The 25,860-nt window shown below is 68.4% G+C and carries 29 protein-coding genes; 17 read left to right on the top strand and 12 right to left on the bottom strand.

The genetic code is table 11. From position 1 onward, the window contains the following. Positions 1 to 67 precede the first annotated feature (67 nt). The 4 genes from MOM01_RS00505 to MOM01_RS00490 form a co-directional block, all read right to left on the bottom strand. The gene (locus tag MOM01_RS00505; RefSeq protein WP_241383433.1) at positions 68 to 766 is read right to left on the bottom strand and encodes a TMEM165/GDT1 family protein; all 699 of its coding nucleotides are present in this window, start codon (positions 764 to 766) and stop codon (positions 68 to 70) included. A 263-nt stretch (positions 767 to 1,029) separates the two neighbouring features. After that, positions 1,030 to 1,563 carry a peptidase gene (locus MOM01_RS00500; protein ID WP_241383432.1) on the bottom strand — a complete coding sequence of 178 codons (534 nt, stop codon included), beginning with the start codon at positions 1,561 to 1,563 and terminating at the stop codon, positions 1,030 to 1,032. Between the two features lie 76 nt (positions 1,564 to 1,639). Continuing rightward, on the bottom strand, positions 1,640 to 2,473 hold the full coding sequence (locus tag MOM01_RS00495; protein WP_241383431.1) for an SMP-30/gluconolactonase/LRE family protein: 834 nt from the start codon (positions 2,471 to 2,473) through the stop codon (positions 1,640 to 1,642). Positions 2,474 to 2,607: 134 nt separating this feature from the next. After that, the gene (locus tag MOM01_RS00490) at positions 2,608 to 3,231 is read right to left on the bottom strand and encodes a superoxide dismutase (RefSeq protein ID WP_241383430.1); all 624 of its coding nucleotides are present in this window, start codon (positions 3,229 to 3,231) and stop codon (positions 2,608 to 2,610) included. A gap of 297 nt (positions 3,232 to 3,528) precedes the next feature. On the opposite strand from MOM01_RS00490, the gene MOM01_RS00485 reads away from it, so the two are divergent. The 3 genes from MOM01_RS00485 (at position 3,529) to MOM01_RS00475 (ending at position 6,019) form a co-directional block, all read left to right on the top strand. After that, complete coding sequence (locus MOM01_RS00485) at positions 3,529 to 4,623, top strand: acyltransferase family protein (protein WP_241384018.1); 1,095 nt, start codon at positions 3,529 to 3,531, stop codon at positions 4,621 to 4,623. A 9-nt stretch (positions 4,624 to 4,632) separates the two neighbouring features. Beyond that, a complete protein-coding gene (gene msrA, locus MOM01_RS00480) occupies positions 4,633 to 5,301 on the top strand; it encodes a peptide-methionine (S)-S-oxide reductase MsrA (RefSeq protein WP_241383429.1) in 669 nt (222 codons plus the stop codon). Positions 5,302 to 5,428: 127 nt separating this feature from the next. Beyond that, the gene (locus MOM01_RS00475; protein WP_241383428.1) at positions 5,429 to 6,019 is read left to right on the top strand and encodes an Rv1733c family protein; all 591 of its coding nucleotides are present in this window, start codon (positions 5,429 to 5,431) and stop codon (positions 6,017 to 6,019) included. Positions 6,020 to 6,028: 9 nt separating this feature from the next. Here MOM01_RS00475 and MOM01_RS00470 read toward each other — a convergent pair whose 3' ends face one another. Then, complete coding sequence (locus MOM01_RS00470) at positions 6,029 to 6,964, bottom strand: LLM class F420-dependent oxidoreductase (RefSeq protein ID WP_241383427.1); 936 nt, start codon at positions 6,962 to 6,964, stop codon at positions 6,029 to 6,031. A 243-nt stretch (positions 6,965 to 7,207) separates the two neighbouring features. Between MOM01_RS00470 and MOM01_RS00465 the strand changes: the two genes are divergently transcribed. From MOM01_RS00465 to MOM01_RS00450, 4 genes are read left to right on the top strand one after another with little or no spacing between them, the layout of a single operon-like run. Then, positions 7,208 to 7,549 (top strand): rhodanese-like domain-containing protein, encoded by a 342-nt coding sequence (locus tag MOM01_RS00465; protein ID WP_241383426.1) that lies wholly within the window; start codon positions 7,208 to 7,210, stop codon positions 7,547 to 7,549. Then, the gene (locus MOM01_RS00460) at positions 7,549 to 8,637 is read left to right on the top strand and encodes a DUF4328 domain-containing protein (protein WP_241383425.1); all 1,089 of its coding nucleotides are present in this window, start codon (positions 7,549 to 7,551) and stop codon (positions 8,635 to 8,637) included. The genes MOM01_RS00465 and MOM01_RS00460 overlap by 1 nt, the downstream gene beginning before the upstream one ends. Further along, positions 8,634 to 9,407, top strand: coding sequence for a glycerophosphodiester phosphodiesterase family protein (locus MOM01_RS00455; protein ID WP_241383424.1), 774 nt, complete (start codon positions 8,634 to 8,636; stop codon positions 9,405 to 9,407). Before MOM01_RS00460 ends, MOM01_RS00455 begins: the two co-directional genes overlap by 4 nt. A 52-nt stretch (positions 9,408 to 9,459) precedes the next feature. After that, on the top strand, positions 9,460 to 10,377 hold the full coding sequence (locus tag MOM01_RS00450; protein WP_241383423.1) for a DUF5926 family protein: 918 nt from the start codon (positions 9,460 to 9,462) through the stop codon (positions 10,375 to 10,377). A 96-nt stretch (positions 10,378 to 10,473) separates the two neighbouring features. On the opposite strand, the gene MOM01_RS00445 is transcribed toward MOM01_RS00450, so the two are convergent. The 3 genes from MOM01_RS00445 to MOM01_RS00435 form a co-directional block, all read right to left on the bottom strand. After that, positions 10,474 to 11,019: a ferritin gene (locus tag MOM01_RS00445; protein WP_374112251.1), complete on the bottom strand. Its 546-nt coding sequence runs from the start codon at positions 11,017 to 11,019 to the stop codon at positions 10,474 to 10,476. A gap of 141 nt (positions 11,020 to 11,160) precedes the next feature. Continuing rightward, entirely contained in the window at positions 11,161 to 12,405 is a 1,245-nt protein-coding gene (locus MOM01_RS00440) for an LCP family protein (protein WP_241383421.1), read from the bottom strand. A gap of 139 nt (positions 12,406 to 12,544) precedes the next feature. Continuing rightward, positions 12,545 to 13,351: a CPBP family intramembrane glutamic endopeptidase gene (locus MOM01_RS00435; protein ID WP_374112238.1), complete on the bottom strand. Its 807-nt coding sequence runs from the start codon at positions 13,349 to 13,351 to the stop codon at positions 12,545 to 12,547. 298 nt (positions 13,352 to 13,649) lie between these two features. On the opposite strand from MOM01_RS00435, the gene MOM01_RS00430 reads away from it, so the two are divergent. Then, positions 13,650 to 14,951, top strand: coding sequence for an MFS transporter (locus MOM01_RS00430; protein ID WP_241383420.1), 1,302 nt, complete (start codon positions 13,650 to 13,652; stop codon positions 14,949 to 14,951). Positions 14,952 to 14,960: 9 nt separating this feature from the next. Here MOM01_RS00430 and MOM01_RS00425 read toward each other — a convergent pair whose 3' ends face one another. Beyond that, positions 14,961 to 15,728, bottom strand: a complete 768-nt coding sequence (locus MOM01_RS00425; RefSeq protein WP_241383419.1) for a DUF2470 domain-containing protein — start codon at positions 15,726 to 15,728, stop codon at positions 14,961 to 14,963. 107 nt (positions 15,729 to 15,835) lie between these two features. On the opposite strand from MOM01_RS00425, the gene MOM01_RS00420 reads away from it, so the two are divergent. The 4 genes from MOM01_RS00420 (at position 15,836) to MOM01_RS00405 (ending at position 18,921) form a co-directional block, all read left to right on the top strand. Further along, positions 15,836 to 16,498 carry a hypothetical protein gene (locus tag MOM01_RS00420; RefSeq protein WP_241384016.1) on the top strand — a complete coding sequence of 221 codons (663 nt, stop codon included), beginning with the start codon at positions 15,836 to 15,838 and terminating at the stop codon, positions 16,496 to 16,498. Positions 16,499 to 16,593: 95 nt separating this feature from the next. Beyond that, positions 16,594 to 17,532, top strand: a complete 939-nt coding sequence (gene pheA, locus MOM01_RS00415) for a prephenate dehydratase (RefSeq protein ID WP_241383418.1) — start codon at positions 16,594 to 16,596, stop codon at positions 17,530 to 17,532. Beyond that, positions 17,529 to 18,191 carry a histidine phosphatase family protein gene (locus MOM01_RS00410; RefSeq protein WP_241383417.1) on the top strand — a complete coding sequence of 221 codons (663 nt, stop codon included), beginning with the start codon at positions 17,529 to 17,531 and terminating at the stop codon, positions 18,189 to 18,191. Before pheA ends, MOM01_RS00410 begins: the two co-directional genes overlap by 4 nt. Before the next feature lie 94 nt (positions 18,192 to 18,285). After that, positions 18,286 to 18,921 (top strand): TetR/AcrR family transcriptional regulator, encoded by a 636-nt coding sequence (locus MOM01_RS00405; protein ID WP_241383416.1) that lies wholly within the window; start codon positions 18,286 to 18,288, stop codon positions 18,919 to 18,921. 13 nt (positions 18,922 to 18,934) lie between these two features. Here MOM01_RS00405 and MOM01_RS00400 read toward each other — a convergent pair whose 3' ends face one another. Next, complete coding sequence (locus MOM01_RS00400) at positions 18,935 to 19,510, bottom strand: dihydrofolate reductase family protein (RefSeq protein ID WP_241383415.1); 576 nt, start codon at positions 19,508 to 19,510, stop codon at positions 18,935 to 18,937. A 70-nt stretch (positions 19,511 to 19,580) separates the two neighbouring features. Here MOM01_RS00400 and MOM01_RS00395 point away from each other — a divergent pair, with 70 nt between their 5' ends. Then, a complete protein-coding gene (locus tag MOM01_RS00395) occupies positions 19,581 to 20,159 on the top strand; it encodes a TetR/AcrR family transcriptional regulator (RefSeq protein ID WP_241383414.1) in 579 nt (192 codons plus the stop codon). 58 nt (positions 20,160 to 20,217) lie between these two features. On the opposite strand, the gene MOM01_RS00390 is transcribed toward MOM01_RS00395, so the two are convergent. Both MOM01_RS00390 and MOM01_RS00385 read right to left on the bottom strand, forming a co-directional pair. Further along, positions 20,218 to 20,997 (bottom strand): enoyl-CoA hydratase, encoded by a 780-nt coding sequence (locus MOM01_RS00390; protein WP_241383413.1) that lies wholly within the window; start codon positions 20,995 to 20,997, stop codon positions 20,218 to 20,220. 8 nt (positions 20,998 to 21,005) lie between these two features. Beyond that, complete coding sequence (locus tag MOM01_RS00385; protein ID WP_241383412.1) at positions 21,006 to 21,983, bottom strand: NADPH:quinone oxidoreductase family protein; 978 nt, start codon at positions 21,981 to 21,983, stop codon at positions 21,006 to 21,008. A gap of 176 nt (positions 21,984 to 22,159) precedes the next feature. Here MOM01_RS00385 and MOM01_RS00380 point away from each other — a divergent pair, with 176 nt between their 5' ends. Genes MOM01_RS00380 through MOM01_RS00365 form a run of 4 tightly spaced genes read left to right on the top strand, consistent with a single transcriptional unit; the run spans position 22,160 to position 25,852 of the window. After that, entirely contained in the window at positions 22,160 to 23,353 is a 1,194-nt protein-coding gene (locus MOM01_RS00380) for a thiolase family protein (protein WP_241383411.1), read from the top strand. A 28-nt stretch (positions 23,354 to 23,381) separates the two neighbouring features. Continuing rightward, positions 23,382 to 24,143 carry a 3-hydroxyacyl-CoA dehydrogenase gene (locus MOM01_RS00375; protein WP_241383410.1) on the top strand — a complete coding sequence of 254 codons (762 nt, stop codon included), beginning with the start codon at positions 23,382 to 23,384 and terminating at the stop codon, positions 24,141 to 24,143. Between the two features lie 30 nt (positions 24,144 to 24,173). Continuing rightward, positions 24,174 to 24,830: a TetR/AcrR family transcriptional regulator gene (locus tag MOM01_RS00370; protein ID WP_241383409.1), complete on the top strand. Its 657-nt coding sequence runs from the start codon at positions 24,174 to 24,176 to the stop codon at positions 24,828 to 24,830. A gap of 38 nt (positions 24,831 to 24,868) precedes the next feature. After that, positions 24,869 to 25,852, top strand: a complete 984-nt coding sequence (locus tag MOM01_RS00365; protein WP_308196947.1) for an NAD(P)H-dependent flavin oxidoreductase — start codon at positions 24,869 to 24,871, stop codon at positions 25,850 to 25,852. Positions 25,853 to 25,860 lie beyond the last annotated feature (8 nt).

The following is a 25,860-nucleotide window of genomic DNA, read 5'->3' as shown; positions in this document are numbered from 1 at the left end:
GAGAATTATTTGCTTATCGGCAAGCATACTCCTGTCGCGCATGCGGAACACGTGCCCGGAGGGGTGATCAGCGTCGCACGGGGTCCTGGATCTCGCCGGTCACAGGCCGGCGGGGCCGCCGTCGCAGGGCGATCATCAGGCCCGCGGAGATCAGCAGGGCCGTGCCGCCCGCGACCGGTCCCAGGAGGGCGCTCTGCGGGAACAATCCGTCCGCCAGCATCCAGGCCCCGAAGCCGAAGAACAGGGCGGCCGCTCCGAAGCGGATCGCGTTCTCGGGAAGATGCCGGCCCAGCACGGCGCCGGCGATGATGGCCAGTGCGTCGGCCGCGACCATGCCCACGGTCGAGCCGATCCATACTCCGGCCCAGTCGTTGTCGGCTGCGAGGGTGATGGTGGCGAGCATCGTCTTGTCGCCGAGCTCCGCGAGGAAGAACGCCGAACTCACGGCGAGGAAGGCAGAGCGCGCGACGCGTCCGGCCTTGGACTGCTCGTCGTCGTCGAGGGAATCACCGCGCAGCGTCCAGGCGCCGAAGATCAGGAAGGCGATGCCGCCGACGATCGAGATCGCGGCCGCGGGGATCGCAACTCCCAGATAGTGACCGACGGCCACCGACACGAGATGGACCACGGTGGTGGCGAACAGGATTCCGGACAGGACGACCCACCAGCGGTAACGCAGGGCGAAGGTCATCGCCATCAACTGGGATTTGTCGCCGAGTTCGGCGACGAAGATGACGGCGAACGACAGGACGAGTGCGGACCACACGGGTGTTTCCTCCTTCCGGATGGAGGAAACGGGGCTTCCTCCGGACGCCGGACGCACGGTGCGTCGGGCGGCCGAAGGTCTCGCCCACCGGATGCGGATCCGGTCCGCGGGGCCGGGTGATGCCGTCTCGGGCACCGCCAGTATGTCGACCCTGCGATTGGGGGCTACTCCCCTTCGCCGACGACAACGTTAGTCCAGCGAACCGAATTCTGTAAAGGCAATGCTAAGTTTCGGAGAACCGAACTCTCGCTCGCGGGGCGGCCTCACGAGGCGAGCAGCATGGCCAGAATCGCGGTGTCGGGATCTCTGCTCGGATCGACCCCGACCTTGCTGACCAGCGCCGTCACGGTGCCGTCGGGCTCGGCCTCGACCCACGCAGCCCGGTGTTCGAGGCCCAGATGCGGAATGCCGGGCAGCAGTACGCAACCCGACGCGGCACCGGCGTTCTCCGGCAGCGACGGCGTCGTCTCCGACGGCGGATGCAGCATGATCAGCGCCGGCGGCTGATGTTCCGCGAACCGGCCCGGCTGCACGGCCCGCTCGCCCAGCACCGTTCCTTCGGCGAGCACGAGCCCGACCGTCCCGGGTTCGGGATCGTCGGGCAGCTCCTCCTTCACCCCGAACACCGTCGACGTGGGCAGCAGTCCCGGCAACGACGCGATCCGTACCGTCATCGCCAGCACCTGCGCCCACTCCCGGGTGGTCGCGGGCCATCGGCCCGAGACGACGAAGCCTCGCAGCGACCCGTCGGAATGGAATGCGGACAGTTCGATCCGGCTGTGTTCCTCGGCGTTCATCCCACTCCTCCCTCTCGGTCGGTAAGGGGAGAATGCCCGGTTCCGTCGTTGGCACACAAGAGGTGCCGAGTGCCAGTTACCCGCCGTCGCCGATCCGGACCCGCACGATCGCGCCCGTCCGGTCGCGCACGGCGACCTCCGGTCGCCAATCCGAGGAGCTGCACACGAGCAGACTGTCCCCGTCCACCGCCACGGCGTACGGATGGGCCACCTTCACCTCGTCGGTGATCTCGCCCTGCATCGAGACCCGCAGGACCCGCCCGTCGAACGGCGAGGCCACCCACACCCCGTCCTGCGAGTCGATCGCGATGCCGTCCGGGAAGACCGTCGAGTCGAACTCGATCAGGACGCGACGGTCGGTGAGCGATCCGTCGTCCGCGACGGTGAACGCGGTGAGCCTGCCCGGACGGGACCGGGTCTCGGCGACGATCAGGGTGCGTCCATCGCCGGTCGCGACGATGCCGTTGGCGAACTCCAGGTCTTCGGCTGCCACCCGCACGGAACCGTCGGGCTCCACCAGAGCCAGTGCGGCCGGGCGAGCGGGATCCGGGGGCGCACTCGCGTCGCCGTAGTTGCCGACGTACGCGCGCCCCTGCGTATCGACGAACATGTCGTTGAGATGCCAGGTGGCGACGTGCGACAGGTCGGCGTGTTCGACGAGACGGCCGTCGGATTCGAGACGCAGCACCGTGCGGGGCACTCCCGCCGCGATGAGCAGTCGCCCGTCGGGGAGGAATCCGAGACCGGCGGGATGCCCCTCGACGCGCGCGACGACCTCGGCGGAGCCCGTCGCCGGATCGAGGCACAGCACCTCGCCGGCGTACACATCGGAGAACCACAGTCGACCCGCGCGCACGCGGGGACATTCGGGAAAGGCCAGGCCGTCGAGCAAGGTCTCGGGAGTACTCATGGCCGTACCGTAACGGGGCTCACACGGAACGCATGCCCCCCGACCGTTCATCGGGAAAGTGAGGACGGACCCGCAGACGACGAGGGGCGCCGGTGACCCGGCGCCCCTCGTGACGGTCCTGCCTACCTGTCGATCTAGACGATCAGACCGGAGGTGGCGGTGCGGGCACGCTCGAAGCGAGCCTGCACGTCGGCCCAGTTGACGATGTTCCAGAACGCCTTGACGTAGTCGGCCTTGACGTTCTGGTACTGCAGGTAGAAGGCGTGCTCCCACATGTCGAGCATGAGCAGCGGGGTCAGGCCCATCGGGATGTTGCCCTGCTGGTCGTACAGCTGGACGATGATCAGGCGCTGCCCGATCGAATCCCACGCCAGGATCGACCAGCCGGAGCCCTGGATGGAGTTCGCGTTCGCGGAGAAGTGATCGCGGAACTTGTCGAACGAGCCGAACGCGTCGTCGATCGCGGCGGCGAGCTCACCCTCGGGCTTGTCGCCGCCCTCGGGGGAGAGGTTCTGCCAGAAGACGGAGTGGTTCGTGTGACCACCGAGGTGGAAGGCGAGATCCTTCTCGAGCTTGGTCGCCTGCGCCGCCATGGTGCCGTTCTCGCGCGCCTCGGCGAGCTTCTCGAGCGCGGTGTTCGCACCGGCCACGTACGTCGCGTGGTGCTTGGAGTGGTGCAGCTCCATGATCTTCGCCGAGATGTGCGGCTCGAGCGCTGCGTAGTCGTAGGGCAAGTCCGGAAGTGTGTATTCAGCCACGAAGGGTCCCTTCTTCAGCGGGCCGACAAGCCCGTGCAGTTATTGCGTACCGTTTCGGGTTTCCACCCAAAACCATAAGTACACCGTCCGCAACAGCGGCCGTCATGCGGACGTGACCGCCCGACGGCCGGATCGTGCGGTCCCGGCCACCGGGGGGATCCCCGGCAAGCAGCTTCCACCAGCGGGAACAGGCACATATCGGGACCATCGGTAACGACCGCGTGAACGGGACCTTAACATTGGCGCGTGTCTCGGCCCTTCCTGAACGAACCGACACGCGGGGCCGACGCACCGCGTGTGGAACTGCCGGGCGTCGACGTCCTCCGGTTCGTTGCGGTCGCTGCGGTGCTGTATTCGCACATCGCCTTCTACCTGATCGACGACCTCGGCACCGGATGGTGGGGCATCGATCTCGTGTACGAGGTGTTCGTCGCAGGCGCCGGGCTCAATCAGCACCTGTCCTCCGTCGGTGTGTCGGCCTTCATGATGCTGACAGGACTGCTCATCACCCGCTCGGCGATCCGCCAGGACCGCGGAAAGTTCCTGATCGCCCGGGCCGCGCGGCTCCTGCCGGCCTTCTGGGTCTCGATCCTCGCTGCGATCGTGCTCGTGCGGCTCGGGATCAACGGCATGTTCAGCGGGCACACCACGGTCTCGAACTCCGAGGCCTTCCTGTCCTTCTTCCTCGGCGCCTTCTTCCTGAAACCTCAGGTCATCGTGCTGGGCGTGACGTGGACACTCGCTGCCCAGATCTCCTTCTATCTGTGGTGCGTCGCCGGGAGGTCGCTGTTGCGCAGCGCTCCGGTGGCGGTGCCGATGCTCGGTGCGGTGCTGTGCATGCTCGTGCTGCTCTACAACCTGTACGTACCCGAGCCGTACGCGGTCCCGTTCCTGTCGAAGATCGCCTCGACCCTGCCCACCTTGTTCCTGGGCCAGATCGTGTACCTCGGCTGGGCCGGGTTGATCTCCCTGCGCGCGGTGATCGTCGCGCTGCTCACCCAGGTGTCGGTGATCGTGATGGCCACGGACATCCACGTCTACTGGGCGGGCAGCCGGTATCTGTGGACCGTCATGGTCGTCTTCGCCGTCGTGGTGCTGGTCGCCCGTTACGACGGCCGCTTCGCGCGTTCGGGACTCGTCGTGTGGGTCGCGACCCGCAGCTACTGCATCTACCTGACGCACACCCTCGTGATGTACCGGATCTACGAGAACACGGTGGGCACCGTCGGCACGACCGCCGCCGTCGCGCTCCTGGTGCTCGGGTGCGGACTCGTCGCCGAAGTGCTCTATCGCAGCGTCGAGGTGCCCGCCGCGAGGTGGATCAAGAATCGTTGGCTGACACCGAAGCCGGTCGCGGCCGAGGAGCGGGCTGCCGCGATGACACGCGCGTAGCATCGGGTCATGTCCTGGTTCGACGACATCCTGGCCCGTGCCGGTTCGAAGTCGCAGATGGTGGGGCGCGAGGACGCGCTTCCCGGTCGCGCCGAGCCGCTCCCTGTCCCCGAGACGCACTACGTCAACGGCCACCGCATCGTCCCGCCCTTCCCCGAGGGGCTGCAGACGGCGGTCGTCGGTATGGGCTGTTTCTGGGGTGCGGAGAAGGAATTCTGGCAGCTCGACGGCGTGTATTCGACCGCCGCGGGATATGCCGGTGGTTACACGCCCAATCCCACCTACGAGGAGGTCTGCTCCGGCCGGACGGGCCACACCGAGGTGGTACTGGTCGTCTTCGATCCGAAGGTGATCGGTTACGACCGCATCCTGCAGCAGTTCTGGGAGAACCACGATCCCACCCAGGGTATGCGGCAGGGCAACGACCACGGCACCCAGTACCGCTCGGCGATCTACACCTACGACGAGACGCAGATCGAGGTCGCCGAGGCCACCGCGGAAGCCTTCGGCAAGCGACTCGCCGAGGCCGGCTACGGCGAGATCACCACGGAGATCGCGCCGCTCACGCAGTTCTACTACGCCGAGGGCTACCACCAGCAGTACCTCGCGAAGAATCCCAACGGGTACTGCCCCGTCCACGCCACCGGCGTGAGCTGCCCGGTGGGTCTCGGCGCCTGAGCCTGCGCTCACCGCGCCCTCTGTGATGCGGCGCATGTGAGATGGGTTGGTGTGCCTTGAACTTCCCCGGAGGCGCACGCATGCTGGAAATCGGGAGACTCCAGCGGGGGAAGGGCGGCGTGCCGAGATGACGACGAGGGCGGGATACCTGCGTCGCGTACGACGAGGTCTGCGCAGGCACGATCCGCTCGTACGTCGCACCGACCGGATCGAGGCGCGATGCGTCACGTTGCTGGTCGCCGTGATGGTGATGCTGATTCCCGTCGCCCTGTGGGTGTCGGCCACGATGTGGGACTCCCAGCTCGAGCAGGCCCGCGCGGAGGCCGCCGAGCGCGTCACCGTGACGGCCGTCCTCGACGCCGACGCCCGGAGCAACACCACCGGATGGGGCGAGACCGTGAACATCGCCGTCGCACCGGCGAGCTGGGACTGGGGCGACGAAGAACGTCACGCCTCGGTGCAGGTCGACCCCGGCGCGACCGCGGGCACCGAGCTGGAGGTCTGGGTCGACGCGCGTTCGGGCGACTACGCCCGGCCCCCGCTGACCACCTCCGCCGCGAAGTTCACCGCAGTACTGTCCGGTGTATCGCTGTGGACGTTCTCGGCCGCAGCCGCATCGGGTCTGTTCGCGCTCGCACACTGGCGGCTCGAGGTGCGGCGCAGCCGCGAGTGGAGCCGGGAGATCGAAGCGTTCCTCGGCTCCACCAGCAGCTACTGAAATGTCGCGCTACAGGTCGGCGATCGCGGGCATGACCTCGTGGGCCACCAGTTCGAGATGGTCGAGATCGGCGAGGTCGAGGACCTGCAGGTAGATGCGCTGTGTTCCGGCCTGCGCGAACGTCCGGATCTTGTCCACCAGCTCCTGCGGGGTTCCCGCGAGCCCGTTCTCGCGGAGCTCGTCGACCTCACGGCCGATTCGTGCGGCGCGCCGCGCGATCTCGGCCTCGTCCCGGCCGCAGCACAGTACGAGCGCGTTCGAGTAGGTCAGGTCCTCGGGGTCGCGTCCGGCTTCCCGGCAGGCGGCGCGCACCCGGTCGAACAGGGTCGTGGTCTCCTCGACCGATTTGAACGGCACGTTGAACTCGTCGGCGTAGCGCGCCGCCAGGGCCGGCGTGCGCTTCTTGCCCGCACCGCCCATGACGATCGGGGGGTGGGGACGCTGATGCGGCTTCGGCAGCGCGGGCGAGTTCTCGATCCGCACGTGCGTGCCCTCGTACGAGAAGGTCTCGCCCTCGGGCGTCTCCCACAGGCCGGTGATGACCGCGAGGTACTCCTCGAGCCGGTCGAATCGCTCCTTCAGGTTCGGGAAGGGGATGCCGTAGGCGCGGTGTTCCTCCTCGAACCAGCCCGCGCCGAAGCCGAAGTCGACCCGGCCGCCACTCATGGCGTCGACCTGCGCGACGGAGATCGCGAGCGGTCCGGGATACCGGAAGGTGGCCGAGGTGACGAGCGTGCCGAGACGGATCGTCGAGGTGTCCCGGGCGAGACCTGCCAGGGTGATCCACGCGTCGGTCGGCCCGGGCAGGCCTTCGGCGTTCATGGCGAGATAGTGGTCGGAGCGGAAGAACGCGCCGTAGCCGAGTCGTTCCGCGGCCTGCGCGACGGCGAGGAGGTCGTCGTAGGTGGCGCCCTGCTGGGGTTCGGTGAAGATGCGCAATTCCATGACCCGATCATTTCAGTGTTGCCGTCCGCCTGCCTCGCGGGTGCGCGACGAGAGGCTGTGAGATGTCTCGAGTGTGATTCCCCATGCGTAGATGGGCCTGTTGATGAACCTGTGGAAACTGTGGATAACTCCAGCGGTTGGGATTCCTGGGGAGGGCGGTGACCGGTCCGCAGGTCCCACAGGGAAGGCCGGATCGAACCGACCACGCCCACATCGGTTCACACAGCGTGCCACTATTGATGCGTGAGCTTCTCCGACGTGCCCACCGTGTCGGTCGACCTGGTACCCGGCCTCTCCGACGAGGCCGTCCTCCTCGACGTCCGTGAGGACGACGAATGGGAACTCGGGCACGCACCCGGCGCGCTGCACATTCCCCTCGCCGACGTACCCGCCCGCATCGACGAGATCGATCCCGATGCGGAGATCTACGTCGTCTGCAGGCAGGGCGGTCGTTCCCTCGGCGCGGTCGAATATCTCGCCCGCATGGGATACGACGCGATCCAGGTCGCGGGGGGCATGGTGGCGTGGCAGAAAGAGGGACTTCCCCTCGTGTCCGAGCGTGACGACCCGGCGAAGATCTATTGATGTCGGCCTACCAGATCTGTGTGCGCTGTGAGAACCGCTGGCCCGTGACGTACCAGTCGCGACAGTGGTGCCCGGCCTGTCGCGGTGTGCTGCTCTCACCCGTCGCTCCCGACGGCTCGGTTCCTCCGGAGCGACGCAATTTCCGGTGGGTCGCACGGCCCGCCGGGGGAGAACTCTCATCCGGAACGCAGCCGCGTCCGCGGCGGCGCTCGATGTCCGACCCGCCTTCCTACCGTGATATGCCGCGCTGGGGGCTTCTCGATCCGCCCCGGGCGGAGGACGACGAGCCCGACAGAGCCGACACCGCCGCCGATCTCGCACCCACACTGCTCGTCGGCACCGCGGTGGTCTTCGGGCTCGCAGCGGTCGCCGAGGCCGTGCGGTACGGGCTGCTGCTGTTCAATCGCACCCGGCTCGTCGATCCGCTGGCGCTCGCGATATCGGATGCGGCGGTGTGGGCGACCCAGGTGGTGGGCCCGGTCGTCGCGCTGGCCGCAGCGGTCGCCTCCGGCTTCCGTCTGCTCGCTCTGCGCCGGCGCGTCTACGCAGAACGCGGCCTGGCCGACTCGCGCTCGCCGCTGTCCGTCCTGGCCGGCGTCGTGATCCCGGGAGTGAATCTGGCGATGCCGGGTGTGTTCCTGACCGAGATCGGCAACCACGATCCCCGCCTGCTCCGCGCGATCCGCACGTGGTGGGTGCTCTGGGTGATGAACGGGGTGCTCGCCGTCGCGCTCCTCGCGTGGCGTCAGCGCGACACTCTGCAGGCTCGTGCCGACGGTGTCCTGTTCACCGCGGTCCTCGCGGCGCTCGGGGCGGTCGTCGCACTCGCCACTCTGCAGGTGCTGCGCCTGTTCGACGGGGCCGACCTGTGGGGACGGCCGTTGCGACGTCGCCGGTTCACCTACGCCACCGGCCCGGCATGGGCGCCGATCGCGCCCATCGTTCCGGCCTCGACCGGGCGCGACGCACAGGACGAGCCGGGCACCGAGCGCAGCGAGCAGGTGGATACCGAGCACAGCGAGCAGGTGGATACCGAGCGCAGCGAGCAGGTGGACACCGAACGACCCGACCGGGTGGTGACGTCGTGACGCGCAGCGTGTATCCACGTGTCGTCGCCCACCGCGGGGCGTCCGCCGCGCTGCCGGAACACACGCTCGGTGCATACGAACTCGCCTTGAAGGAAGGCGCCGACGGCGTCGAATGCGACGTGCGGCTCACCCGCGACGGGCACCTCGTGTGCGTGCACGACCGCACGATCGACCGGACGTCGACCGGCACCGGCGTCGTCAGCGAGATGACCCTCGAGGAGATGGCGCAGTTCGACTACGGACGGCCCGGGGAACCGGCCGATCTCCTCACGCTGCGGCAACTGCTCGAACTCGTCATGGACTACACGAGTGTGCCGGTGAAGGTCTTCGTCGAGACCAAGCATCCCGTCCGGTACGGCGCGCTGGTGGAGACCGCCTTGCTCGCCGAGCTCTCCCGTTTCGGTCTCGCCACCCCGGCTTCGGCGGATTTCTCGCGGGTGGTGGTGATGTCGTTCGCGGCCGGTGCCGTCTGGAGGATCCGCCGCGCGGCGCCGCTGCTGCCCACCGTGCTGCTCGGGGAGACCTCGCGCTACCTCCGGGGGAGTGCCGCCACCACGGTCGGCGCGACCGCCGTGGGGCCTTCGATCGAGACGCTGCGCGAACACCGGGATCTCGTGGACCGGGCCGCCCTGTCCGGCCGGGCCACCTACTGCTGGACGGTCGACGATCCCGCCGACGTCGAATTGTGCCGCGAGCTGGGCGTCGAGTGGGTCGCCACGAATCACCCCGGGCGCACCAAGTTGCTGCTCGACGCAGCCCTCGATCGCTGAGCCTCCGCCCGACCTCGAGGTGGTGACGCGGGGCGGAGTGTAGGTTGACGCCGTGGCGAAGAAGAGCAAGAGAAACAGCGGACCCAAGCCCGGCAGCAATCGCGCCGCCAAGCTCGAGCAGCGACGACTCGAGCGGGAAGCAGCGGCCGCCGCGACGTCGCGCCCCTTCGAAGGACTCGCCTTCGAATGCGATCTCGTGGCCCTGCGCGAGTTCGTGCCGTCCGCTCTCGCGGAACTGTCCGAGACCGAGGACGGCCGCCGTATCGTGGGCGCGACGATCCTCCCCGGTGGCGTCGCGGCACTGGTCCGCGAGGAGGACGGCAAACCGGTCGCCTATGTCGGCCTGCAGCTCGCCGCCGGTTACGGTCCCGATCCGGCCGGTGAGCTGGCTGCGGCCATCCAGTGGGCCCACACAGCCGAGCCCGGATCGTCGCTGCAGGTCGCGACGGTGGACAACGACACTCCGCCGCTCGCGGATCTGATCGATCCCACGGTTGTGCCCACGATCACCGTGCATCAGGACTTCGACTGGTGGATTCCTGCCGGTGTCGAGCCGAGCGCCGAGATCGCGCACACCGTCAAGCACGCGAACGAAGCTGTTCTGCCCTCGGCGCGGCTCGAAGGTGAAGGCCTGCGCGGCGCGTGGTGGGTCGATCCGGGCGAGAAGGCCCACCTGCGCTGGGTGCGTCCCGAGGACGAGGACGAGCTCATGGCGGCGTTGTCGCGCGTGCATGCCGCAGGTGGTCTGCACCTCGGCGAGGGCTCGCGGTTCGCCGGTTCGTTCCGGACCCACGGACTGCTGGTGCCGGTGTTCGATCTCGACCGTGAGAAGCACCCGGACGAGTGGGTCGCTCCGACGATCGAGTTCGGGCAGCGCCTCGAGGCGGCACTCGCGGTGGACGAGCCGCTCACGGCGGCCGAGCGCCGGTCCCGGGACGGACTGCGCAGCCGCCAGGTCACCCTGCGCTGACCGGTCGGTACACCACGGCCGACGAGCACGAAGGCCACCTCCTGCACGAGGAGGTGGCCTTCGTCGTCCCGGGTGGGCTGTCCCGGATGCGGAGGGTCAGATGGTGCCGCCCGCGGCGAGCGGGGCGTTGCCTCGCGGTTCGCGCGGCTTCGCATTGAGCTCACGGGCTACGAAGTCCTCCAGGTGGAAGAGGTTGTCGCCGGCGCGTCCGGCCACCGTGAGCAGGGTCGTCATCGTCGCGACCTCTTCGACCTGTTCCTGCAGGAACCACTGCATGAACTGCTCACCGAGATAGTCGCCCTCCTCGCGTGCAGTGCGGGCGAGCTCGACGATCTGGTCGGTGACCTTCTTCTCCTGGGACAGTGCCAGCGCGATCGGCTCGCAGGCGTCCTCGAACATCGACTGCACCGCGTCGACACCCGTGAGGTCGACGGCCATGTCGCGGTCCAGGAAGTACTGGACGATCATCATGGCGTGGTTGCGCTCCTCGACCGCCTGCGCGTAGAAGTGCTTGGCGAGCTGCGGGAGGTCGGTGTTGTCGTAGAAGACCGCGATGGCGATGTACTGGTGCGACGCCGTGAACTCGTTACGGATCTGGTCGTGCAGCAGGGTGTGGAACTTGGTCTTGGTCATTTCGCCCATCGTCGTCATGATCACGACGTTAGTGCAGGTCAGCGGGCTTTTCATCCAAGCATTGGCTACCCTCGCACTTCGTAGCCTCGGCTACCCTACGGAATATTCGGGCAGCCTTCCCCAAGATCGAGGGCGGTTCCGGGTGCCCGGTCACGGTGCCGGCGCGAGAAGTTCCGGCGGGATCGGGTCGCCCTGCGAGATCGCCTCGAAGAAAGGCACGGCCCGCGCGCGATCCCACAGCAGGACGTTACCGATGCCGTAGACGTCGTCGAATCCGCCCACCGGAACCGTCGCCGTGACCGTCTCGCCGCGCATCGCCCACGCGAGTCGTGCGAGATTCCACAGGTGGTCGCCGTCGTCGACGCGCAGGGAGGCGGCGGCACCCGACATCAGCGACCACAGGCGGAAGGGGTTGAGGAAGGTTCCGGGGCTTGTCGCCTTGCTCAGCAGCGCCGAGAGGAACAGCCGCTGGTTGTTCATGCGGTCCAGATCGGCGAGAGGTGTGGCACGGGTACGGACGAAACCGAGCGCCTGGGCGCCGTCGAGTTCCTGGCATCCCGGTTCGAGGGTGAGCCCGGCGAGCGGGTCGTCGATCGGGTAGGGGACGCAGAGGTCGACTCCGCCGACGGCGTCGACGATCGAGGCGAATCCTCCGAAGCCGATCTCGGCGTAGTGATCGATGTGCACGCCCGTGGCACCTTCGACGGTCTGCACGAGCAACTGCGGTCCGCCGAGCGCGAAGGACGCGTTGAGTTTGTCCTGCCCGAAGCCCGGCACGCTCACGTACGAGTCGCGAGGCAGCGAGATCATCGTCGTGGCGCCTCCACCGGGCGGGATGTGCACGAGCAGCACGGTGTCGGTGCGATCGGCCCCGACCTCTCCGCCGGTCGCGAGTTCCTGTTCCTGCTCGGGAGTGAGCCCGACGCGACTGTCCGAGCCGACGAGCAGCCAGTTGGTGCCGCGGGTGTCGGCGACGCGGCCGTCGTAGTCGGCGAGCGCGTCGACACGTGCGAGCTTGCCGTCGAGGTAGACCAGACTTCCGCCCAGAACGAGGACGAGCACGACCAGGACCACCGCCAGGCGCTGCAGGATGCGCCGGGCGCCCACGGGTCGCCGCGGAGCGGGTCGTGGCGCGGTGGCGGGAGGACGGCGAGGCGGTCGGGGCGGCGGCGTCTTCCCGCCCGGACCGCGACGGCTCGGAGCAGGTCCGGCGACGCGTTCGGGGCGTTGGGTCGGGGCCCAGTCGCGTCGTGGTGGCGGCGGTGGTTGCTGTCGGGCAGGCCGGGAATGCCGGTCGGGCCGGTAACTCGGCGTCGGTGCCTGCGACCATGCCTGCGGTGGCTGCGGGCGGCCGTCGCGCCGGAGGACCTGAGTGCCCTCGGGGGATGGCGGCATCGGGCGGGGCCGGCGCGGGGGTTCGGCACCGCGTGGGGCGGGCCGTCCGGGAGGAGGGCCCTGCGGGGGAGTTCCCTGCGGTGGCCGTGGCCGGTTGCGAGGGTCGCGAGGGTCGCCGTTCACCTGCACAACTCTACGGTCAGGGCAGCCACGACACCTCTCCCCTCAGTGCCTGATAACCCACGAAGGCGACGGTGTCGATGAGAGCGTGGGCGATCACCAGCGGCCAGAGCTTGCCGGTGCGCTGCCAGTAACGCCCGAAGATCAGGCCCATGACGACGTTGCCGATGCCCCCGCCGAGTCCCTGATAGAGGTGGTAGCTGCCGCGCAGCAGCGCGGAGGCGAGCAGCGACGAGTTCTCGGACCAGCCGAGTCGGCGCAGGCGCGTGATGAGATAGGCGACGACGAGGATCTCTTCCGCCCCGGAGTTCGCGATCGCCCACAACACCTCGGTGGGCAGACGCCACCAGTAGTCCTCGAGCAGGCTCGGCGCGACCGTCAGATTCAGGCCGGCGGCGCGTGCCGCGAGATAGAAGGCGAGACCGGGGAGTCCGATCAGTGCGGCGAGGCCGATGCCGGGCAGCAGGTCCCGGCGGAGTCCGGGGCGGGCGAGGCCGGCGATTCGTGGACCGATTCCGCTGCGCCACAACAGGTACAGGCCCAATGCGCCCCAGGCGAGCAGTCGCACGATGCCGAGGAGTTGTCGTGCGAGATCGATGAATTCCTGGGACGAGCGAGGCGTGTTCAGCGCGACGGTCTGATCCGCCAGCGGTTCCGGTGCGAGCGCCGCCTCGAGCAGGGACAGGATCGAGGAGAGCCCGCTCAGGCCGAAGGTCACGAGCAGAACGATCGTGATCTCGATCCACACGGCACGGCGGGCGGCGGGGTCGAGGGGTGGCTCGGGAGTGCGCGGGGCGGGCCGGAGCCAGTCGCGGAGGGACGTCACCGAAGTGATTGTGCCGGACGGAGGCTGGGCAGGGGTTCGTGCCGGGGACGGTGTCGTGAGCATATCGACTTGACACATTTGCTTGTGACCCATCACACTCGGTTCACCCGACCGATCGATCGCTCGGGTGCGGACGCGGACCGGGAGGTCGGGGGAGGAATCTGCACTGGCGTCGATCCGGACGGGTTCGGGGGGGTATCTCGGATACGCCCCCGCATCGCGGGAGCCGAATCGGAACGATCCATCGCGACGCGCTGTCGGGGACAGTGTGCCGCTCATGCGACCCGAAAGTAGGGACATGAACATCGAAACATCCGAAAAGAACCACGTGGCAACCGATTCGGTGACCCTTGCATCGAAGAGGAAGTCTCTTCTCGCCAGCTCAGTGGGGAACATCCTCGAGTGGTACGAGTGGAGCGCCTACGCGGTGTTCGCGCCCTTCATCGCCGCAGCGATGTTCAACAGCGACAACCCGGTGTCGGCGCTGCTGTCGACCCTCGCGGTGTTCGCCGTCGGCTTCCTGATGCGCCCCCTCGGCGGCATCGTGTTCGGACGCATCGCCGACAAGCGTGGTCGCAAGTTCGTGCTCGTCACAACCATGCTCATGATGGCCGGCGGCAGCCTGGTCATCGGTCTCATGCCGACCTACACGTCGATCGGGGTGTGGGCCTCGGTGATCCTGCTTCTCGCCCGCGTGGTGCAGGGCTTCGCCCACGGTGGCGAGTCGGCGACCGCGTACTCCTACGTGAGCGAGATCGCCCCGGCACATCGCCGCGGCATGTGGGGCAGCGTCGCGTTCGTCGCCATCTTCGGTGGCTCCGTGCTCGCCTACACGATCGGCGGGGTGGTCACCTCCACCCTCTCCGAGAGCGCGGTGGGCGAGTGGGGATGGCGCGTGCCCTTCCTCCTCGGTTTCGTTCTGGCGCTGTTCGCGCTCTACCTGCGGCGGAGTATGGAGGAGAGTGAGGTCTTCCACGCGCAGAACGATGCGGACGACGAGCCGCGCATCCCCCGCAAGGTGGTCGTGCGCGCGGTCCTGCTGATGATCGGCATGACCTCCGGCGTCACGGCAGCGCACTACACCTGGACCTCGTACGTGTCGACCTACGCGATCACGCAGCAGGGCATGAACGCCGACACCGCCTACTGGATGCTCGTCATCGCCCAGGTGATCGCGCTCGTGTCGCTGCCCTTCTGGGGACTGCTGTCCGACCGGATCGGCCGGCGCCCGATGCTGGGTACGTTCGCGGTCCTCATGTTCGCCCTGCAGATCCCGCTGACGTCGATGATCACCTCGTCCGGCTGGACGTTGCTCGTGGCGACCACGATCGCTCTGCTCATCGTGTCGATCCCCGGCGCGATCCTCTCGTGCACCCTCTCGGAGAGCTTCCCGACCCGCCTGCGTACCCAGGCGATCGGATTCGCGTACTCGTTCTCCGTGGCGGTCTTCGGTGGTACCGCGCCCTATCTGAACCAGTTGCTGACCGGATGGGACATCGGCTGGGTCTTCGGGGTGTACATCATGGGCCTGTGCGTCGCGACGGGCGTCGCGTGCCTGATCATGAAGGAAACGAAGGGCATCGACCTGCAGAAGGTCTGAGCGGAACGGTCAGGTGCGGGGAGGCAGGCCGTTGCGGAACGGGCATCCGGCGAGCATGCGCAGTGCGCGGCTCAGGGCCGCGGGGTCGTCGACCGGCTCGTGGAACGGGATCCGCACGTCGTGGTCGTCACCCTCGGACTCCACCCGCAGGCGCAGGCCGTAACGGTCGAGGCCGAGAGGACGGACCCGTCCGCTGCGGTGTGCGGGCGGGAGCCGTCGCGCGATCTGCCGCACGATGTCGCCGTGGTCCTCTTCGAGGTGCCGGAGCCAGCCGGTCTCGAGGGCCGCGAACGGGTCGGGGGCGGCGTCGAGGACGTCGGCGATGTCGACGGCCTCGGCGCCGGTGGTGTCGGCGGCCACGACGGAGTCGAGGGTCAGGCACAGGAGTTCGGAGCGGTGCCCGACGTCGAGGAGTTCGGGGTGGGGCAGGATCTCCGCGATCTCCGCGGCGAGCCGGCGTGGATGGTGGACCGCCTGCAGAGTGCCACTGAGCCAGATGAGCGAACGCACGGGATTGCGCAGCAGGATCGGCGAGTGGTCGGTGAGCTCGAGCATCGCCGGGACGCCCGTGCTTCCCGCCTGCCGGGCGAGTGCGACGGCGAGGCTGTCGTCGGCGACGACGACGGCGACCTGTCCCTCCTCGCGGAGGTGATGGACCGAGGTGGGGATCGGCTCGCAGCCGTCGACGGCGAGTTGCGTGGTGTCGGCGCGGATGAGGGCGGTGCGTACGCGTTCGGCCGTGGTCGGCGCCGGGACGACGGGTGTGGTGGTCTGCATTCCGACCCTCCTTCTCAAGTAGGTGAGGCAAACCTAAGTCATGGTGACGCCGGTCGCAAGGGGTCCGGGGATAGCCTGGACCGGTGCCGATTCCTCTGCCCCTCGGAATGCCGCCCTCCCGCGACGAGCCGCGTGGGCTGCTCGACGCACTGCTCACCCGTCGGCACGACACTCTCGCGAGTGCGCTCGAGGTGAGCGGCCGCATGCTCGCTCCGCCGATCGTTCCGGCCGCCGCCGTGACGGCTCCGCCGAAACGTGAGCTCGTCGTCGAACTCGACGCCTCGGCGGAATTGCCCGCTCCCTCCGGCTGGCGGCCGCTGCGATATCAGATCGACTGTGCGGCAGAGGATCTCGAGAACGTTCTCGCGGTGGTCGCGCCGGCTCCTCTCGTCGTGTACGCGCACGTGCCCGATGCCGCGCTCGCCGACGCCGCCCGTGCGCTCACCGAGGTCGGGCACATCCCCGGTCTCACCTCCGGTCGGGGCCCGGACGCCGTCGCCGATTTCCTGTCCGTGCTCGCCCACGCCGACACCGGCTACGCCGCGCGGGCGGACGGTGCCGCCGACCTGGTGGCCCTGCTCGCCGCGACCGTCGCGGCACTGAGCGGGTTCGATGTGCGCGCCGCACTCGCGGCGCCCGACACCGCCCGCCTGCGAGGGCTGATCCCCGACGCGGCCGCCGCAGTACGGGAGATCCTCCTGACGGTCGAGGTCGACGACCTCGACCGTGTCGTCCGCGAGCTCGAGGCGCTCGATCTCACCGGCGGCTGACGCCCGTCCACGTCGACCCGTCGCCCCGTCGTGTGTCGACGCGGGTTCGTGCGGACTTCGCCTTCCGGCAATGCGCGATGCGTAATCTCGTACACGTGCCACGTATCGCTTTCTTCGGCCCGACGGGGACGTTCACCGAGATGGCCCTCGACCGCTTCGAGAGCCTCGGTGCCTTCGACGTGCTCACGGACGGGTCCGCGGACCCGTCCGTCGAGCGGATCTCCGCGGCCGGCCCGCCGGCTGCCCTGCAACTGCTGCGCGAGCATCGCGCCGACGGGGCCGTCGTCCCCATCGAGAGCTCCGTGGAGGGTTCGGTCCCGCCCACGATGGACGCCCTCGCTCTCGGGCCGCGACTGCAGATCGTCGCGGAAGTCGAGCTCGACATCGCGTTCACGGTGGTCGCCCGCGAGGGAACCACCCGGCAGCAGGTCCGCACGATCGGTGCCTATCCGGTGGCCGCGGCGCAGGTGCGCCGCTGGATCGAGGACCACCTGCCCGGAGCGGAGGTCGTGACGGCGGCCTCCAACGCCGCCGCCGCCGAGGACGTCGCCTCCGGCAAGGTCGACGCTGCGGTGTCCACCGCGCTCGCCGGGCAGCGACTGGGCCTGTCCGTACTCGCCGACGGTGTCGCCGATTTCGAAGGAGCCCGCACCCGGTTCGTCCTCGTGACCCGGCCCCGGCCGGTACCGAAACGCACGGGCGTCGACCGCACCTCGATCGTCCTGCAGCTCCCCAACGAACCCGGTTCCCTCGTGCGGGCGATCACCGAGTTCGCCACGCGCGGAATCGATCTCTCGCGGATCGAATCACGTCCGACCCGCAGGGAATACGGCACCTACTTCTTCCATCTGGACTGTGTGGGACACATCGACGACGCGCTGGTCGCCGAGGCTCTGCAAGGACTGCACCGGTTCGCGCAGGTGCGATTCCTCGGGTCGTGGCCGGCGGTCTCCGAGCACGGCGTCCCGCCGGTGTCGGACGACGAGGATGCGCGGTGGCTCGAAGGGCTGCGGCGCGGAGAGGATCCGCAGTGAGCGGCAGGTTGATCCTGGCCCGGCACGGCCAGACGGTGGCGAACGTCGCCCGCAGGCTCGATACGAAACTCCCCGGGGCGGAGTTGACCGATCTCGGAGTCGAGCAGGCCCGCACCCTCGGGAAGAGGCTCGTGGACCGCGCGCCCACGCTGCTCGTCGCGTCGCAGGCGCTCCGTGCCCGGCAGACGGCCGATCACGCCGCCCCCGCTGTGGAGCTCGAGACGATCGTCCGCGAGGGTGTGCACGAGGTGCAGGTCGGCGAACTCGAGGACCGCAGCGACGAGGAGTCGCACCGGTTGTTCATGAAGGTCTACGAGGAATGGCACAGCGGTGACCTGCGCGCGCGGGTGCCCGGGGGCGAGTCCGCGCTCGACGTCCTCGATCGGTACCTGCCGGTGGTGGAGTCGCTGCGCAGCGATTACCTCGACGCCGGTTCGGGTGACGTCGTGGTCGTCAGCCACGGTGCCGCCATCCGGCTCGTGGCGGCCTATCTCGGGAAGGTGCCGGGCGGTTTCGCCACGGCCAACCACCTCGCCAACACCGAGACGGTCGAACTGCGGCCGGTGGCAGGAGGGGGATGGGACTGCGTGCGCTGGGGTTCCTTCCTCGCGCCCTTCCACGACACCGAACACGGGGGTGCCGACGACCCGATGGGGTGATACCGCGCACCTGGTGCTCCTTCGAGCACGAACCGTACGGGTATCCTCGGGGCGTCCGTGTGAAGTAACGATCGGTAGGTAGGTGCGGTTTCAAATGGGTGCTTCGAGCGACGACGCCGACACCCTCACCGACGGTGGGGCGATTCCGGACTGGCGCGTCCTCGAGCCGATGCAGCTGAGCCCGATCCTCACCGCCGCCCTCGACGCATTCTACGAAACCGGCTTCCACGGCACGTCCGTGCGGGAGATCGCCCGGCGTGTCGGCGTCACCGTCCCGGCCCTCTACTACCACCACGAGAACAAGGAAGGGCTGCTCATCGCCCTTCTCGAGTTGTCCACGAGCGACGTGCTCTCCCGCGCTCACGCCGCCGCCGAGGACGCCGACGGCGATCCGGTGCGCAGGCTCTCCAACGTGATCGAGGCGATCGTGCTGCGCATGACGATGCGTGCCCGTCTCGCCGCGCTCGAGGGGGAGGCGCGCTATCTCAGTCCGGAGAACCGTCAGCGCTACCGGGCGGTCCGCAAGGGCGTCGAGCGGCTGGTGCGCGAGATCGTCGAGGAGGGCGTCGCCGCGGGTGTGTTCGACGTCGACGATCCCGCAGAGACGACGCGGGCCCTGCTCGGCATGTGCCAGTCGATCCCGCGCTGGTATCACGCGGAGGGCACGCTCAGCCCCGAGGCCGTCGCGCAGAAGTACGTGCGGATCGCGCTCAAGACCGTCGGGGTCTGAGACCGGTCGAAGTTCAGCGGCGGTCGAACCAGGTGACCTGTGTGCCGTTGCTGAACTCCTCGCGGGCGGTGACGTCGAATCGCGTGGGGACGAAGTTGCCCGACAGCGCCGGGATGCCGTCGCCCGCGATCACCGGATAGCTCTTGAAGATCAGCCGGTCGATCTCGTCGACCAGTTGCCCTGCGATGTTGCCGCCACCGCAGAGCCAGATATCGAGCCCCTCTTCCGCCTTCAGCTTTCGGACCAGCTCGACCGGGTCGGTGTCGACAATCCGAACCTGCGGATCGTCTACCGGCGCGAGAGTGCGGGACACGACGTACTGCTGCATGTGGCTGTACGGGCTCGTGAGTCCCAGCGAGAGACCGGGTTCGTAGGCGCCGCGCCCCATGATCACCGTGTCCCATTCCTTGTTCGGCGTGTCGACCGGCATGCCGACCTGTTCGCGGAGCGCGGTGGGAACGGCTTCCGGATATCTCGCGCCCATCGCCGCCGCCATGTCGTCGCAGATCGGGTAGAAGTCGTACTCCCCGTTCGGGCCGGCGATGTAACCGTCGAGGGTCACTGCCACGTAGTAGACAAGCTTTCGCATCTTCGACCACCATTCGTAGTACTATGACTGAAGTGGTTCGAAGGTAGTACTACAGATGGAGTGGTGTCAAGTGGTCAGGACGAATCCGGAACGACGAAAGGTCTTGCTGGATGCCTCGATCGAGGTGCTCGCACGCGACGGTGCTCGCGGTCTGACCTTTCGGGCCGTCGACAAGGAGGCCAGGGTACCGGTCGGGACCGCCTCGAACTACTTCGCCAACCGTGACGAGCTGCTCGTCCAGGTGGGGCATCGCTACTACGAGCGACTCGTGCCCGCCGAGGACGTTATGGCACGCTCGCAGGGGCCGCAGACCCGCGAATCCATGACCGAACTGATGACCGAGGTCGTCGACCGGGTCTCCCGGTTCCGCACCGGTTATCTCGCCATCCTCGAACTGCGGCTCGAGGCGACCCGGCGCCCCGAACTGCAGGAACTGCTCACCGAGCGCGTGCGCGCCGATCTGGATTTCAACATCGACAACTACCGGGAGTCGGGATTGCCCGGGGGTGAGGATGCCGTCGTGCTGCTCTATCTCACCCTGAACTGGCTCATTCTCGACCGCCTCACCCTCCCCGGAATCTTCGACGACGAACGCGCCGCGGCATTGGTGCGGACGGCCGTCGAACGCGTGATTCCTGCCGAGTCCTGACGGACTTCGGTGGATCGATACCCGCTGAGCGGGCCTCGATCCACCGAGATACGCCGCCTCAGCGACGGAAGTTCGCGACGCGCTTCTCTTGGAAGGCCGTCACCCCTTCGGCGAAGTCCGGTCCGCCGAGCAGGACGAGCTGACCTTCCCGCTCCCGCGCGAACGCACTGTCGAGTTCGGTGAGCGTCGCGTCGTTGATCGCGTTCTTCGTCGACGCGAAGGCGCCCGACGGTCCGTCGGCGAGCCGCTGCACGAGAGTTTCCACCGCGCTGTCGAATTCGTCGTCGGGCCAGACCTCGGCGATGAGGCCGGACGTGAGCGCCTCGGTGGCCGGAAGCCGTTCGGCGAGCAGGGCCATCTTCAATGCGCGTGCGCGACCGACGGACGCGGCGACCAGTGCGGAGGCTCCGCCGTCGGGCATCAGCCCGATCCGCGTGAACGCCAACAGGAAATAACCCGATTCCTTCGACACGGTGAGATCGCATGCGAGAGCCAGGGATACACCGACCCCTGCGGCCGCACCGTTGACCGCGCCGACGACGGGGCGGGGAAAGGCGCGGATCGCCGCCGCGGCTCGGTTGGCGGCGTCGATCGTGTCGGCTCTCGGGGGTGCGCTCAGGTCGCGACCGGCGATGTCGGCGCCCGAACAGAATGCGCGCCCGGCGCCGGTGAGCACCGCGACGCGGACGGACGTGTCGCCGGCGTACTTCTCGAATGCGTCGGCGATCGCCACGAGGGTCTCGGTCTTCACGGCATTCATCCGCGTGGGCCGGTTCAGGGTGACGCGCAGGACACCGTCGTCGACGGTCGTGTCGACTCCGGGCAGATCGTCGGTCATGTCTTCTCCTAGGATCGGGGCGTGAGATCGAGCGCGACCTTGCCGGTCGCGGAACGGTTCTCGAGCGAACGCAGTGCGGCGGCTGCGTCGTCGAGGGGATGGAGAGCGGGTTCGGGAACGATCAGTGCTCCCTCGCGCAGCAACGGCTCGAGCACCGCCCACTGCCGGGCGGGATAGTCGGGGACGGTGCGGAGGTATTCGCCCCACCCGGCGCCGACGACCGAAATATTCTTGAGCAGAAGGCGATTGACCTTCACCGTGGGGATACTCCCGCCGGTGAATCCGAGAACCACGGCACGCCCGCCCGGAGCGAGACTGCGCAAGCTGTCGGTGAAGCGGTCTCCGCCGACCGGATCGAGCACGATGTCCACTCCGCGACCTGCGGTGAGCTCGAGGACGCGGTCCTTGAAGCCGTCGGCGGGGACGGTGTGGGTCGCGCGGTTGGCCTTCGCCACCGCGGCCTTCTCCTCGGTGCTCACCACTGCGATCGTCTCGAGTCCGAGAGCCGCTGCGACCTGGAGTGAGGCCACGCCGAGTCCGCCGGCGGCGCCGTGGACGAGGACGGTCTCCCCGGGCCGGTAGCGGGCGCGCTCGTCGAGCGCGAAGTGCGCGGTGAAGTAGTTCATGAGCATCCCGGCAGCGGCGGTGAGCGAGACGCTGTCGGGCAGGGGGAACACCAGCTCCTCGGGAAGCGCGACGGTCTGCTGCCACGCTCCGGCGACGGACAGCACCGCGACGCGTTGTCCGGCGGTGAGGGCGCTGCCGGCGGGCGCGCTGCGTACGATGCCGGCGCCCTCGGCGCCGAGGGTGCAGGGCAGGGGCCGGATCGTCTGGTACGCGCCGGTGGTCTGCAGCAGGTCGGGGAAGGACACCCCGGCGGCATGCAGATCGACGACGACGAGCGAGCCGTCGGTCTCGGGTTCGGGGATGTCGGCCACCCGCACCGCGGCGGGGCCTGCGTGTTCGATCAATTGTGCTGCGCGCACGGGCGTCTCCCTCGATCAGGTTCGTGGTCCATCACTATCAGAGTCGTTTAGCGTGCGCTAGCTCTCCGACACCATTGACCGAGCGTTAGGTCCGTGGTAGAGCTTTTAGCGATCGATAAGTACGCCGCTCGGGGATATCTCGTCGCCCCGCCGCTGCACCTTTCGAAAGGAACGTCATGACCAACGCTGTCATCGTCGACGTGGTCCGCACCGCGGTCGGGAAGGGCAAACCGGGGGGCGCGCTGTCCGGTACCCATCCCGTCGAACTCCTCGCCCACGTCCTGCGTTCGCTCGTCGAACGCAACGGCATCGACCCCGCCCAGGTGGACGACGTGATCGGCGGCTGCGTCGCGCAGGTCGGCGAGCAGTCACTCAACATCTCCCGCACCGCGCTGCTCGCCGCCGGCTTCCCCGAGTCGGTGCCCGCGACCACCATCGACCGCCAGTGCGGGTCGAGCCAGCAGGCCGCGCACTTCGCCGCCCAAGGCGTCATCGCGGGCGCCTACGACATGGTCATCGCGTGCGGTGTCGAGTCGATGAGCCGCATCCCGATGGGCACCGCGACCCTCGGCAAGGACACCCACGGCCCGAGCGTGCGCGCCCGCTACCCCGAGGGGCTGGTCAACCAGGGCATCTCGGCCGAACTGATCGCCGCGAAGTGGAAGTTCGATCGCGACACCCTCGACGCCTACTCCGCGCAGTCGCACCAGCGCGCGGCCGCGGCGATCGCCGCCGGGCACTTCGACAAGGAGATCGTCCCCATCGAGGTGACGAACGCCGCCGGTGAGCAGGTCCAGCACACCGCCGACGAGACGGTGCGGGCCTCGACCACCCCCGAAGGACTTGCCGGCCTGAAGCCCTCCTTCTACACGGAGGAGTACGCCGCCCGTTTCCCCGAGGCGCAGTGGATCATCACTCCCGGCAACTCGTCGCCGCTCACCGACGGTGCGTCGGCCGCGCTCATCATGAACGAGGAACTGGCGAACAAGCTCGGCCTCACGCCGCGCGCCCGCTTCCACTCGTTCTCCGTCGCCGGTGACGACCCGGTCTTCATGCTCACCGCTCCGATCCCCGCGACGCAGAAGGTGCTCGCCCGTGCCGGCCTGAGCATCGACGACATCGACGCCTACGAGGTCAACGAGGCCTTCGCGCCGGTGCCGCTCGCATGGGCGCACGAATTCGGCGCCGACCCGGCCAAGCTCAACCCGTGGGGTGGCGCGATCGCGCTCGGCCATGCACTCGGCTCGTCGGGCACCCGCCTGCTGTCCACCCTCGTCAATCACCTCGAGGCCACCGGCGGACGCTACGGCCTGCAGACGATGTGCGAGGGCGCGGGCATGGCCAACGCGACCATCATCGAACGCATCTGACCCACAACCACTCTCGAAAGGGTAGTCAATGATCGTCAACGACAGCGTCGCCGTCGTCACCGGTGGTGCCTCCGGCCTCGGTCTCGCCACCGTCAAGGCCCTGCTGAACGACGGGGCCCAGGTCGTCATCATCGACCTGCCGTCCTCGAACGGTGAGACCATCGCCAAGGAACTCGGCGACCGCGTCCGCTTCGTCGGCGCCGACGTCACCGACGAGGCCGCCGTCACCGAGGCGCTCGACGTCGCCGAGTCGCTCGGCCCGCTGCGGGTCGCGGTGAACTGCGCCGGCATCGGCAACGCCATCAAGACCGTGAGCAAGAAGGGCGCCTTCCCGCTCGACGCGTTCAAGAAGGTCGTCGACGTCAACCTGTTCGGCACGTTCAACGTCATCCGTCTCGCCGCCGAGCGCATCGCGAAGACCGAGCCGATCGACGGCGAGCGCGGCGTCATCATCAACACCGCCTCCGTCGCCGCCTTCGACGGCCAGATCGGCCAGGCCGCGTACTCGGCATCCAAGGGTGGCGTCGTCGGCATGACCCTGCCGATCGCCCGCGACCTCGCGTCGCTGCTCATCCGCGTCGTCACCATCGCGCCGGGCCTGTTCAAGACCCCGCTGCTCGGTTCGCTGCCGGAAGAGGCCCAGGCCTCCCTCGGCCAGCAGGTGCCGCACCCCGCGCGTCTGGGCGACCCGTCCGAGTACGGTTCCCTGGCCGCGCACATCGTGTCGAACCCGATGCTCAACGGCGAGGTCATCCGCCTCGACGGCGCAATCCGTATGGCGCCGCGCTGATCCTGCACCATCCGTGAGAGGAGGGGGTCGATGACGACCCGGGCATTCGAGGCCGAGGAATCCGGCACGCCTCGTGCGGACGTACAGTCCGCGGATTGGCGTGAGTTCCAGCCTCTGGGGCTCGACCCCATCCTCGAACACGCGCTGGAAGCGTTCAGCGAGAACGGCTTCCACGGCACCACCGTGCGCGACCTGGCCCGCCGGGTCGGCGTGACGGTGCCTGCGCTGTACTACCACTACGAGAACAAGGAAGCCGTTCTCGTCACGCTGCTCGACGCCGCCGTCCTCGACCTCATCGACCGTGTGTCGGCGGCGGTCGCGGACGGTGGCGACGATCCGGTCGCCCGCTTCGTCAACGCCGTCGAAGCGATAGTCCTGAACATGACCCACCGCGCACAGCGTTCGGGACTGGATTCCGAAGTGCGCCATATCTCCCCGGAGAACCGTCGAACCTACGCCGCGACTCGCAAGCGTCTCGAACTGATGATGCTCGACCTGGTGCGCGAGGGTGTGGAACAGCAGGTGTTCGATGTCGACGACGTCGATGAGGCCGTGCGAGCACTCCTGGGGATGTTCCAGTCCATCGTCCGCTGGTACCAACTCGACGGACCCCTCACCCCCGCACAGGTCGCGCAGCGGTACATCGTGATCGCGCTGCGAATCGTGGGGCACGATCCGACCACCTGACACCCTCCGAACCATCTCCATCACAAGGAGTCCATGCCGTGCTGACCACCGCCTTCACCGAAACCTTCGGCGTCCGCCATCCCATCGTGCAGGGAGGCATGCAGTGGGTCGGGCGTGCCGAGCTCGTCGCCGCGGTCGCCGAAGCCGGTGCGCTCGGCATGATCACGGCCCTGACGCAGCCGACTCCCGAGGATCTCGCGAAGGAGATCGCCCGCACCCGCGAACTCACCGACCAGCCGTTCGGCGTCAATCTGACGATCCTGCCGGCGATCACCCCACCGCCCTACGAGGAATACCGCCAGGTCATCATCGAGTCGGGTGTCACGATCGTCGAGACCGCAGGCTCGAACCCGGCGCCGCACCTGCCCGACTTCCACGCCGCCGGAATCAAGGTGCTGCACAAGTGCACCAGCGTGCGCCATGCCGTCAAGGCGCAGGAGATCGGTGTCGACGGCATCAGCATCGACGGCTTCGAATGCGCCGGGCATCCCGGTGAGGACGATGTCCCCGGACTCGTGCTCATCGCCGCCGCAGCAGAGAAGATCACCATCCCGATGATCGCCTCCGGCGGTTTCGGTGACGGTCGGGGTCTCGTCGCGGCACTCGCGCTCGGGGCCGACGGCATCAACATGGGCACCCGTTTCATGTGCACCGAGGAATCCCCGATCCACCGCACCATCAAGGAAGCCATCGTCGCGGCGAACGAGACCGACACCGAACTGATCTTCCGCCCGCTGCGCAACACCGCGCGCGTCGCGAGCAACACCGTCAGCCGCGAGGTCGTCGAGATCCTCGACCGCGGTGGGAAGTTCGAGGACGTACGCGAACTCGTCGCCGGTGCCCGCGGTCGTCTGGTCTACGAGAACGGTGACCCCGAGGCGGGTATCTGGACGGTGGGCACCGTGCAGGGCATCATCCACGACATCCCCCCGGCGGGCGAACTCGTCGAGCGCATCGTCGCCGAGGCGGAGAGTCTGATCGCAGAGCGTCTGAGCGGCATGATGTCGCGCGTGAACGCATAGGAGAAGCC

This window comes from Rhodococcus sp. CH91 (genome assembly GCF_022554085.1).
Lineage (GTDB): Bacteria > Actinomycetota > Actinomycetes > Mycobacteriales > Mycobacteriaceae > Rhodococcus.
This window is presented reverse-complemented; position numbering and strand designations above follow the sequence as displayed.

Coding starts and splice junctions, on each gene's coding strand:
- MOM01_RS00495 (WP_241383431.1), bottom strand. CDS start 2,473: ATGAGTACTCCCGAGACCTTGCTCGACGGCCTGGCCTTTCCCGAATGT.
- MOM01_RS00380 (WP_241383411.1), top strand. CDS start 22,160: ATGACCAACGCTGTCATCGTCGACGTGGTCCGCACCGCGGTCGGGAAG.
- MOM01_RS00430 (WP_241383420.1), top strand. CDS start 13,650: ATGAACATCGAAACATCCGAAAAGAACCACGTGGCAACCGATTCGGTG.
- msrA (WP_241383429.1), top strand. CDS start 4,633: ATGTCCTGGTTCGACGACATCCTGGCCCGTGCCGGTTCGAAGTCGCAG.
- MOM01_RS00460 (WP_241383425.1), top strand. CDS start 7,549: ATGTCGGCCTACCAGATCTGTGTGCGCTGTGAGAACCGCTGGCCCGTG.
- MOM01_RS00470 (WP_241383427.1), bottom strand. CDS start 6,964: ATGGAATTGCGCATCTTCACCGAACCCCAGCAGGGCGCCACCTACGAC.
- MOM01_RS00445 (WP_374112251.1), bottom strand. CDS start 11,019: ATGGGCGAAATGACCAAGACCAAGTTCCACACCCTGCTGCACGACCAG.
- MOM01_RS00440 (WP_241383421.1), bottom strand. CDS start 12,405: ATGCCGCCATCCCCCGAGGGCACTCAGGTCCTCCGGCGCGACGGCCGC.
- MOM01_RS00405 (WP_241383416.1), top strand. CDS start 18,286: ATGGGTGCTTCGAGCGACGACGCCGACACCCTCACCGACGGTGGGGCG.
- MOM01_RS00420 (WP_241384016.1), top strand. CDS start 15,836: ATGCCGCCCTCCCGCGACGAGCCGCGTGGGCTGCTCGACGCACTGCTC.
- MOM01_RS00400 (WP_241383415.1), bottom strand. CDS start 19,510: ATGCGAAAGCTTGTCTACTACGTGGCAGTGACCCTCGACGGTTACATC.
- MOM01_RS00390 (WP_241383413.1), bottom strand. CDS start 20,997: ATGACCGACGATCTGCCCGGAGTCGACACGACCGTCGACGACGGTGTC.
- MOM01_RS00375 (WP_241383410.1), top strand. CDS start 23,382: ATGATCGTCAACGACAGCGTCGCCGTCGTCACCGGTGGTGCCTCCGGC.
- MOM01_RS00370 (WP_241383409.1), top strand. CDS start 24,174: ATGACGACCCGGGCATTCGAGGCCGAGGAATCCGGCACGCCTCGTGCG.
- MOM01_RS00425 (WP_241383419.1), bottom strand. CDS start 15,728: ATGCAGACCACCACACCCGTCGTCCCGGCGCCGACCACGGCCGAACGC.
- MOM01_RS00500 (WP_241383432.1), bottom strand. CDS start 1,563: ATGAACGCCGAGGAACACAGCCGGATCGAACTGTCCGCATTCCATTCC.
- MOM01_RS00475 (WP_241383428.1), top strand. CDS start 5,429: ATGACGACGAGGGCGGGATACCTGCGTCGCGTACGACGAGGTCTGCGC.